Annotated in this window: 2 protein-coding genes; both read left to right on the top strand. The window is 60.9% G+C overall.

The annotated features are described in order from the left end of the window. Positions 1 to 1,285: ATP-binding protein (locus tag JOY90_RS02105; protein ID WP_291689516.1), on the top strand; the 1,285-nt coding region annotated here is incomplete at its 5' end. Positions 1,286 to 1,375: 90 nt separating this feature from the next. Further along, on the top strand, positions 1,376 to 2,864 hold a 1,489-nt coding region (locus tag JOY90_RS02100; RefSeq protein ID WP_291689515.1), incomplete at its 3' end, for an ABC transporter substrate-binding protein.

The following is a 2,864-nucleotide window of genomic DNA, read 5'->3' as shown; positions in this document are numbered from 1 at the left end:
GTCCGACATCACGCCTCGCAAGACGGCGGAGTTGGAGCGCGAACGGTTACTGCGCGAACTCGAGGCCGAACGCCTGGCTCTTTCCGAATTGACGCGCACCCTCGAGGAGCGCGTCGCAGAACGCACGGCGGAATTGCTCGCCGAAGTCGCCGCCCGCGAAAAGGCGCAGGAGCAGCTTCTGCAATCGCAAAAGATGGAAGTCGTCGGCCAGCTCACCGGAGGTGTGGCCCACGACTTCAATAATCTCTTGATGGCGATCACCGGTAATCTCGAGCTTCTACACAAGAAATTGCCGAATGACGCGCGCCTTCAGCGGCTTCTGGATGGGGCCATGCAAGGAGCGCGTCGCGGCGCATCACTGACCCAACGAATGCTGGCCTTTTCCAGACAGCAAGAATTGAAGACCACCTCCGCCGACATGGCGACCCTCCTGGTCGGCATCCAGGAGCTGCTCGAACGGACGCTCGGCCCGCACATCTCATTGATGATTGAAGCGCCGACCAACCTTCCCCCCGCGCAAGTGGACGCCAATCAAATTGAGCTTGCCATTCTCAATCTGGTGATCAACGCGCGTGATGCCATGCCTAAGGGAGGCGAGATCAGAATCAGCGTCGCGAAGGAAGAAGACGGAGCCAAGGCCGGGCTGTGCGGCAAGTCGTATTTGCGGGTCGAGGTTACGGACACCGGCTCGGGCATGGATACAGCGACGCTCAGAAAGGCGATCGAACCTTTCTTCTCAACCAAACCACCCGGCAAGGGAACGGGGCTCGGCTTGTCAACGGTCCATGGACTTGCGGTGCAGCTCGGCGGAAAGCTCGAGCTTTCAAGTAAGGTCGGAAGAGGCACGACAGCGACTTTGTGGCTGCCGATTGCGACGACAAGAACCTCCGTTCAAAGACCCGACGTTTCGGAAAACCGGGAGGGCCGGAAAGCGACCATTCTCGTCGTCGAGGACGATCCTCTCATCGCGATGAGCACGTTCGACATGCTCGAGGATCTGGGACACACCGTGCTCGAGGCGAACTCAGCAAAACAGGCGCTGGAGATTCTGGAGACAGGTCCCCCCGTCGACATGATGATGACGGACCAGGCCATGCCCGGCATGACGGGGCTGGAACTCGTGAAGCTCGTGCGCCGCAAGCATCCGACGATGCCCGCTCTCCTCGTCACGGGATACGCGGATTTGCCGGCGGCGCAGCGAGCCTTCTTGCCCCGCTTGTCAAAGCCGTACCAACAGGCACAGTTGAAGGCCGAAATCGATCGTCTGTTGGAAGACAAACCGTGATGTCAGCCAACCCGGAGGGTCTCCAACGTTGTATCCCAGTGGCTTCACTTCGCCTGCCGCGAGTATGATCCCGCCGACCGGAGGATAAGAATGAAACGACGAACCTTCCTCGCCGCTTCAGCCGCGAACCTCGCATTTCCCGGTGTCGGCCGCGCGCAAAGCGCGGGCGCCGAGCTCAAATTCATTCCGCAGGCCGATCTTGTCGTTCTCGATCCTCATTGGACCACGGCCTATGTGACGCGCAATCACGGCTTCATGGTGTTCGACACCCTCTATGGCACCGACGGCAACTACCAGCCATCGGGGCAGATGGTGGACGGCCACACCACCGAAAACGACAACAAGGAATGGAAGCTCACGTTGCGGGAGGGCCTCAAATGGCATGACGGCGAGAAGGTTCTTGCTCGCGATTGCGTCGCCAGCATCCGGCGCTGGGGAGCGAAGGACGCGTTCGGCCAGGCCCTGCTCGCGGCAACCGATGAGCTTTCAGCGCCGGACGACAAGACGATCCGCTTCCGTTTGAAGTCTGCTTTTCCCTTGCTGCCGGCAGCGCTCGGCAAATCCAGCACATACATGCCTGCGATGATGCCGGAGCGGCTCGCCAAGACCGATCCGGGCACGCAAGTCACGGAAATGATCGGCAGCGGTCCATTTCGATTCAAGACAGATGAGCGCGTCCCCGGCGCGCGGGCCGTATACACGAAATTCAACGATTACATCCCGATCAGCTCCGGCAAAACGGATTGGACGGCGGGACCGAAGGTGGTGCATGTCGAGCGCGTTGTCTGGACCACGACACCGGACCCCGCCACCGCGGCGGCCAGCCTGCAATCAGGGGAGCAGGATTGGTGGGACTATGCGCTTTCGGACCTGCTGCCGCTGTTGCGCCAGGACAAGAAGCTGAAGGTGGTGGTGCAGGATCCAACCGGACAAATCGCCATCATGCGCATGAACCATCTGGTGCCCCCTTTCAACAATGAAAAAATTCGTCAGGCGCTGATCGGCGCCGTCAATCAGGCGGACTTCATGACGGCGGTCGCGGGTGACGACAAATCGATGTGGCGCACCGGCGTCGGTGTGTTCACGCCCGGCACGCCGATGGCCAATGACGCAGGCATGCAGGTGCTCAACGGGCCGCGCGAAATGGGCAAGGTCAAGGAGGCGCTAAAGGCCGCGGGTTACGCCGGCGAGAAGGTGGTGCTGCTTGCGGCAACTGATTTTCCCGTGCTCAAGGCGATGTCCGACATTGGCGTGGACATGCTGCAGAAGGCCGGAATCAATGTGGACTATGTCGCCACCGATTGGGGCACGGTCGTGCAACGCCGCGCCAGCCGCAAGCCTGCGGATCAGGGCGGGTGGAACGTCTTCTTCACCGCCTGGGCGGGTTCCGACATGCTCAATCCTGCCGGGCATCTTTCACTGCGCGCCAATGGCGAGAACGCGTGGTTTGGCTGGCCGAACGATCAAAAGATCGAGGAGCTGCGCAGCAGCTGGTTCACCGCGCCGGACCAGGCATCGCAACAGAAGATCGCGGCGCAACTCCAGCAGGAAGTCTTCGTCGATGTGCCGTATATTCCCC

It is taken from the genome of Bradyrhizobium sp. (genome assembly GCF_019242285.1).
In the GTDB taxonomy this organism is placed as follows: domain Bacteria; phylum Pseudomonadota; class Alphaproteobacteria; order Rhizobiales; family Xanthobacteraceae; genus Bradyrhizobium.
Note: the sequence above shows the minus strand (reverse complement) of the source record. Positions and strands in the feature narration are given on the sequence as shown.